3 rRNA genes are annotated in these 5,776 nt (G+C 55.6%); all 3 read left to right on the top strand.

Features of this window, described 5'->3' with window-relative positions:
* The first annotated feature begins 132 nt into the window (after window positions 1-132).
* The 3 genes from DWB68_RS15490 to rrf all read left to right on the top strand — a co-directional run bounded on the left by DWB68_RS15490 (window position 133) and on the right by rrf (window position 5,719).
* Window positions 133-1,656, top strand: a 16S ribosomal RNA gene (locus DWB68_RS15490).
* A gap of 604 nt (window positions 1,657-2,260) precedes the next feature.
* Window positions 2,261-5,387: ribosomal RNA gene (locus tag DWB68_RS15485) — 23S ribosomal RNA — on the top strand.
* A gap of 215 nt (window positions 5,388-5,602) precedes the next feature.
* Window positions 5,603-5,719 (top strand): 5S ribosomal RNA (gene rrf, locus DWB68_RS15480).
* The 16S, 23S and 5S rRNA genes sit together here, the layout of an rRNA operon.
* Window positions 5,720-5,776: the final 57 nt, after the last annotated feature.

Raw genomic sequence — 5,776 nt, 5'->3', positions numbered from 1 at the left:
TTTTTATTTGAAATGGTGTTGCTTGCCGTCCTCACCCCGTGAGGGCGATGTGAGCGATAGCCATGGAACAAATTGATGCAGCTTGACTGTGTAGCGTTTTCCCGTTACTGGTTGGTTGTTTCGCAACATTTTTTTGCGGAGAGTTTGATCCTGGCTCAGGATGAACGCTGGCGGCGTGCTTAACACATGCAAGTCGAACGATGACCCCGTGCTTGCACGGGTGATGAGTGGCGAACGGGTGAGTAACACGTGAGTAACCTGCCCCTGACTCTGGGATAAGCCCGGGAAACTGGGTCTAATACCGGATATGACTGCTGGCCGCATGGCCTGGTGGTGGAAAGAATTTCGGTTGGGGATGGACTCGCGGCCTATCAGCTTGTTGGTGAGGTAGTGGCTCACCAAGGCGACGACGGGTAGCCGGCCTGAGAGGGTGACCGGCCACACTGGGACTGAGACACGGCCCAGACTCCTACGGGAGGCAGCAGTGGGGAATATTGCACAATGGGCGCAAGCCTGATGCAGCGACGCCGCGTGAGGGATGACGGCCTTCGGGTTGTAAACCTCTTTCAGTAGGGAAGAAGCGAAAGTGACGGTACCTGCAGAAGAAGCGCCGGCTAACTACGTGCCAGCAGCCGCGGTAATACGTAGGGCGCAAGCGTTATCCGGATTTATTGGGCGTAAAGAGCTCGTAGGCGGTTTGTCGCGTCTGCCGTGAAAGTCCGGGGCTTAACCCCGGATCTGCGGTGGGTACGGGCAGACTAGAGTGATGTAGGGGAGACTGGAATTCCTGGTGTAGCGGTGAAATGCGCAGATATCAGGAGGAACACCGATGGCGAAGGCAGGTCTCTGGGCATTAACTGACGCTGAGGAGCGAAAGCATGGGGAGCGAACAGGATTAGATACCCTGGTAGTCCATGCCGTAAACGTTGGGCACTAGGTGTGGGGAACATTCCACGTTTTCCGCGCCGTAGCTAACGCATTAAGTGCCCCGCCTGGGGAGTACGGCCGCAAGGCTAAAACTCAAAGGAATTGACGGGGGCCCGCACAAGCGGCGGAGCATGCGGATTAATTCGATGCAACGCGAAGAACCTTACCAAGGCTTGACATGGACTGGATCGCCGCAGAGATGTGGTTTCCCTTCGGGGCTGGTTCACAGGTGGTGCATGGTTGTCGTCAGCTCGTGTCGTGAGATGTTGGGTTAAGTCCCGCAACGAGCGCAACCCTCGTTCCATGTTGCCAGCGGGTTATGCCGGGGACTCATGGGAGACTGCCGGGGTCAACTCGGAGGAAGGTGAGGACGACGTCAAATCATCATGCCCCTTATGTCTTGGGCTTCACGCATGCTACAATGGCCGGTACAAAGGGTTGCGATACTGTGAGGTGGAGCTAATCCCAAAAAGCCGGTCTCAGTTCGGATTGGGGTCTGCAACTCGACCCCATGAAGTCGGAGTCGCTAGTAATCGCAGATCAGCAACGCTGCGGTGAATACGTTCCCGGGCCTTGTACACACCGCCCGTCAAGTCATGAAAGTTGGTAACACCCGAAGCCGGTGGCCTAACCCCTTGTGGGAGGGAGCCGTCGAAGGTGGGACTGGCGATTAGGACTAAGTCGTAACAAGGTAGCCGTACCGGAAGGTGCGGCTGGATCACCTCCTTTCTAAGGAGCAGCTAACACAAACTTGAGTCTGGCCCATATGGTCAGGCTCTTTGTGTCAGTGTTTGATGTTGCCGCCACTGGTGTTGGCGGGCATTGAGCTCATGGGTGGAATGTCAACGAATAAACTTGTTTTGCCTCGTGCTGTTGGGTGCGGGTGCTTGCAGCTAGTACGCCGGTCAGGTCCTTTGGGTCTGGTGCAGGTTGGAACGTGTGGGTGCCTGTGGTTGATGGTGGGGGTTTGGCACACTGTTGGGTCCTGAATCAACGGGCCCGCGACGCTTGAGCTGCCCTGTGAAGGGGTTGCTTGAGGGTTGTGGTTTGTTGGTTTTGGTTGTCCTGCCAGCGACTACACGATCGAACCGGTTGGTTTGGTTGGTGGGTGTTGGTTGGGGTTGTTGTTTGGGAACTGCATAGTGGACGCGAGCATCTTGCGGGGCAAACATGTTTATGTTTGTTCTGCATGTATAGCAATTTTGATAGACCCGCATCATGAGCTTTTGGTTTGTGGTGCTGGTTTTCTCGAAAACATAATGCTCATGTAGAGCTTACTTTTGATATGCGTAGCCGGCTGGTCTGCCTTTTGGTGGGTTGGTTGGTTGTGTGTTTGTAAGTTTCTAAGGGCACATGGTGGATGCCTTGGCATCGGGAGCCGAAGAAGGACGTGGGAATCTGCGATAAGCCTGGTCGAGTCGATAACCGGACGTTGACGCCAGGATCTCCGAATGGGGAAACCCAGCACGCGTTATGGCGTGTTACCCGTCACTGAATTCATAGGTGGCGTGGAGGGAACGCGGGGAAGTGAAACATCTCAGTACCCGCAGGAAGAGAAAACAACAGTGATTCCGTGAGTAGTGGCGAGCGAAAGCGGATGGGGCTAAACCCGTATCGTGTGATACCCGGCAGGGGTTGCGGTGCGGGGGTTGTGGGGTCGCCCGTCTAGGAACTGCCGTTTCTAGGGGATGAGGTGCAGACGTATAGACGAAGCGGTTTGAAAGCCGTACCGGAGAGGGTGTTAGTCCCGTAGTCGACATGCGTGCTGCCGTCCTGTGGCGTGTCCCCAAGTAGCACGGGGCTCGAGGAATCCCGTGTGAATCTGCCAGGACCACCTGGTAAGCCTAAATACTACCCGATGACCGATAGCGGACAAGTACCGTGAGGGAAAGGTGAAAAGTACCCCGGGAGGGGAGTGAAATAGTACCTGAAACCATGTGCTTACAAACCGTCGGAGCCTTGAGGGGTGACGGCGTGCCTTTTGAAGAATGAGCCTGCGAGTTAGTGCTGTGTCGCAAGGTTAACCCGTGTGGGGAAGCCGTAGCGAAAGCGAGTCTGAATAGGGCGTTTGAGTGGCACGGTCTAGACCCGAAGCGGAGTGATCTACCCATGGCCAGGTTGAAGCGCGTGTAAGAGCGCGTGGAGGACCGAACCCACTTCAGTTGAAAATGGAGGGGATGAGCTGTGGGTAGGGGTGAAAGGCCAATCAAACTCCGTGATAGCTGGTTCTCCCCGAAATGCATTTAGGTGCAGCGTTGCGTGTTTCTTACCGGAGGTAGAGCTACTGGATGGCTAATGGGCCCTACAAGGTTACTGACGTCAGCCAAACTCCGAATGCCGGTAAGTGAGAGCGCAGCAGTGAGACTGTGGGGGATAAGCTTCATAGTCGAGAGGGAAACAGCCCAGAACACCGACTAAGGTCCCTAAGCGTGTGCTAAGTGGAAAAGGATGTGGAGTTGCTTAGACAACCAGGAGGTTGGCTTAGAAGCAGCCACCCTTGAAAGAGTGCGTAATAGCTCACTGGTCAAGTGATTCCGCGCCGACAATGTAGCGGGGCTCAAGCACACCACCGAAGTCGTGTCATTCAGTTAGATACCCAAGCCTTCGTGGTTCAGGGGACTGGATGGGTAGGGGAGCGTCGTGCCGGCAGTGAAGCCGCGGTGTAAACCAGTGGTGGAGCCGGCACGAGTGAGAATGCAGGCATGAGTAGCGAATGACGGGTGAGAAACCCGTCCGCCGAATGATCAAGGGTTCCAGGGTCAAGCTAATCTGCCCTGGGTCAGTCGGGACCTAAGGCGAGGCCGACAGGCGTAGTCGATGGACAACGGGTTGATATTCCCGTACCGGCGAAGAACCGCCCATACTGATCTTGCGATGCTAACCACCCCAAACACACCACCATGCTCCTTCGGGAGTGTATCGGTGTGGGCGGCGTGGGACCCGAGCTTGGGAGGTAAGCGTATTAACAGGTGTGACGCAGGAAGGTAGCCGGGCCAGGCAATGGAATTGACCTGGTCTAAGGGTGTAGGGCGTTGCGTAGGCAAATCCGCGCAACATACAAGCCTGAGACCTGATGGGCGCCCACTTAAGTGGGTGATCCGGTGATCCTATGCTGCCAAGAAAAGCATCGACGCGAGGTTCTAGCCGCCCGTACCCCAAACCGACACAGGTGATCTGGTAGAGAATACCGAGGCGATCGAGAGAACCATGGTTAAGGAACTCGGCAAAATGCCCCCGTAACTTCGGGAGAAGGGGGGCCCCAACCGTGAAACCCACTTGCTGGGTGGAGGCGGATCGGGGCCGCAGAGACCAGGGGGAAGCGACTGTTTACTAAAAACACAGGTCCGTGCGAAGTCGCAAGACGATGTATACGGACTGACTCCTGCCCGGTGCTGGAAGGTTAAGAGGACCTGTTAGCTCTTTGGAGCGAAGCGGAGAATTTAAGCCCCAGTAAACGGCGGTGGTAACTATAACCATCCTAAGGTAGCGAAATTCCTTGTCGGGTAAGTTCCGACCTGCACGAATGGAGTAACGACTTCCCTACTGTCTCAACCATGGACTCGGCGAAATTGCAGTACGAGTAAAGATGCTCGTTACGCGCAGAAGGACGGAAAGACCCCGTGACCTTTACTATAGTTTGGTATTGGTGTTCGGTGCAGCTTGTGTAGGATAGGTGGGAGACTTTGAAGCGGACACGCCAGTGTTCGTGGAGTCATCGTTGAAATACCACTCTGGCTGTATCGGACTCCTAACCTCGGCCCGTGATCCGGGTCAGGGACAGTGCCTGATGGGTAGTTTAACTGGGGCGGTTGCCTCCCAAAAAGTAACGGAGGCGCCCAAAGGTTCCCTCAGCCTGGTTGGCAATCAGGTGGCGAGTGTAAGTGCACAAGGGAGCTTGACTGCGAGAGTGACAGCTCGAGCAGGGACGAAAGTCGGGACTAGTGATCCGGCGGCACGTTGTGGAACGGCCGTCGCTCAACGGATAAAAGGTACCTCGGGGATAACAGGCTGATCTTGCCCAAGAGTCCATATCGACGGCATGGTTTGGCACCTCGATGTCGGCTCGTCGCATCCTGGGGCTGGAGTTGGTCCCAAGGGTTGGGCTGTTCGCCCATTAAAGCGGCACGCGAGCTGGGTTTAGAACGTCGTGAGACAGTTCGGTCCCTATCCTCTGCGCGCGTAGGAAATTTGAGAAGGGCTGTCCTTAGTACGAGAGGACCGGGACGGACGAACCTCTGGTGTGTCAGTTGTACTGCCAAGTGCACCGCTGATTAGCTACGTTCGGATGGGATAACCGCTGAAAGCATCTAAGCGGGAAGCTCGCTTCAAGATAAGATTTCCATGAACATTTATGTTCGAGAGGCCCCCAGCTAGACCACTGGGTTGATAGGCAGGATGTGGAAGCGAGAACTAAAGACTCGTGAAGCTGACCTGTACTAATAGGCCGACAACTTACAACACACAACATGCCCTTTTGCCCCACGCACCGCGCTTCAATAGCGGTGCAGCAAGAACATGCTCGCGTCCACTAGGCGGTTACGAAACAACAAACCCACACACCCAACATTTGAGGGTGTAGGATTGACCGTGTTCATAACTAAATACACCCACGAACAACAATCGTGACACCAGACCACCACCACACCCCAAAAGGGTTGTGGCGGAGTGAAAGAGTTACGGCGGTCATAGCGTAGGGGAAACGCCCGGTCCCATCCCGAACCCGGAAGCTAAGCCCTACAGCGCCGATGGTACTGCAACCGGGAGGTTGTGGGAGAGTAGGACGCCGCCGGACACAACCACACGAAGAAGGCCCCGCAGCCCCCACCAACACACGGTGGAGAGGCGCGGG

The sequence above is a fragment of the Galactobacter valiniphilus genome (assembly GCF_003575975.1).
Taxonomy (GTDB): domain Bacteria; phylum Actinomycetota; class Actinomycetes; order Actinomycetales; family Micrococcaceae; genus Galactobacter; species Galactobacter valiniphilus.
Note: the sequence above shows the minus strand (reverse complement) of the source record. Positions and strands in the feature narration are given on the sequence as shown.